1 protein-coding gene is annotated in these 1,858 nt (G+C 30.1%); it reads left to right on the plus strand.

The genetic code is table 11. The annotated features are described in order from the left end of the window. The first annotated feature begins 701 nt into the window (after positions 1-701). Positions 702-1,595: an IS4 family transposase gene (locus tag H6W52_RS20980; RefSeq protein ID WP_228459458.1), complete on the plus strand. Its 894-nt coding sequence runs from the start codon at positions 702-704 to the stop codon at positions 1,593-1,595. The last annotated feature ends 263 nt before the right edge of the window (positions 1,596-1,858 follow it).

The raw sequence follows: 1,858 nt of genomic DNA on the forward strand, positions 1-1,858 counted from the left end.
TTTTCATCTGACCAAATGTTTTGAAAGAAAATTTTAAAGTTTTTTCTGTAACCTTAACTCCTCTCTAAACCTCAATCTTCTACTCCTGCGCTTCCCTGTTTAGGGACTGCAAAGATACTGATCTTTTTTATTCCCGCAAGTTTTATTTTAAGTTTTTTTATTTTAAAATAATGAAGGAAAATATCAGAATCTCTTAAAAAAGACGCATCGCCTCTTTTCAGGAATCGTAAATTATATGCTTGTCTAAAAGCTCTTCTGCGCTTACTGATCAACTCTCGTTTTCAGTGGGGCAAAGATAACAACTTATTGTAACGCAAAACAAGTTTTGTTAACTTTAATTTCATCTTGCATTCATATTTAAACGTAAAATACTGATACACTGTAATAATATTTTGGGGAAATTTAAACTAATGTTTGAGTTTTATTTGAAAATACTAAATGAAGGGAGAAATGGCAGCTATAATCTTTAATATATAATAGTTTAGTACATGACAAAAGTTTCAAAATATTGAAAATCAACAAGATAAAGTGTTGTTATTTGTTTAAATGACTGATATTTAGTAAATTAGAAGATGTTTCTCAGGCATTCAACTAAGTATACCAATACCAGTCAAGATTATAAAATTATAGAATTAGATTCAGTTTTAGAGCATAATTTTGAAACAAAAATCAATAAAGCCCGATTGAAATTTATTTCACTTTTGATTTTAGCTTTATGTAAAGTAAAAACAGTTAATTATCTGTCTTTAGCTAATGCTTTTGACAGTAATTCCACAGCGGGAAGTTCCTTCCGGAGAATACAAAGGTTTATGGCAGATTTTGATTTGCCCATGAAGTTGATTTCCGGTTTTATATTCAATATTTTGCCTGAAAAGGAAAATCTGGTTTTGGTGCTGGATCGTACTAACTGGAAGTTTGGAAGTTCCAATATCAATATCCTGATGCTTGGAATCTGCTATAAAAACATTGCTATTCCAATCATGTTCAGAACATTAGATAAAAGAGGTAATTCTGATACCACAGAAAGAATAAAATTAATAAGACAGTTCATCACTTGGTTTGGCAGGGATTATATTAATTGCTTACTGGCAGACAGAGAATTTGTAGGGCATCACTGGCTGGAGTTTTTAAACAAAAACAACATAAGGTATTATATTCGGCTAAGGAAAAACTTCAAGGTATTTTGCTTTGATAGAAATCAGGAAAAACCTGTGTTTTGGCTGTTTAACAAATTAAAGAAAGGCGAGTTTTATCATCATCCGAAAATAGTGAAAATCAACGATGCTCTATGCTATGTATCTGGTGTGAAGGGGTTTGACAAAAAGGGTAAATTAGATACTTTAATTCTGGTTTCCCTTAATAAACCAGAAGAATCTTGGGAGTATTATAAAAAAAGATGGCAGATAGAAACTCTTTTTAAAGCTTTTAAAAGCAGCGGATTTAATATTGAAAGCACACATGTGACTGACCAGAAGAGATTAGAAAAATTATTTATGATCGTAATGATAGCCTTAGTTTGGTGTTACAAGATTGGTGATTTTGTAGATCAGAATATTAAAGCCATAAAAATAAAAAACACCAAAGAAAAGCCTTAAGTGTTTTTAAATATGGGTTAAATCATCTCAACAACATACTTATGAATAGGTTAAATAAAATGAATATCAATGTATTACAATTTTTGTCATGTACTTAGATATAATAGTCAAACTTTTTACAAATTGGCTTTATAGCAGACTCATTATAAAAAGTCTTATCTTAGCTGTATGAGTTATAGTTTAGATTTTCGCAAACAAGTATTTAAAATAAAAGAACAGGAAAAACTTACTGATCAGGCTGTTTGTAAACGTTTTGGAATAAG

This window comes from Chryseobacterium sp. C2(2020), from assembly GCF_014218915.1.
Lineage (GTDB): Bacteria > Bacteroidota > Bacteroidia > Flavobacteriales > Weeksellaceae > Chryseobacterium > Chryseobacterium mucoviscidosis.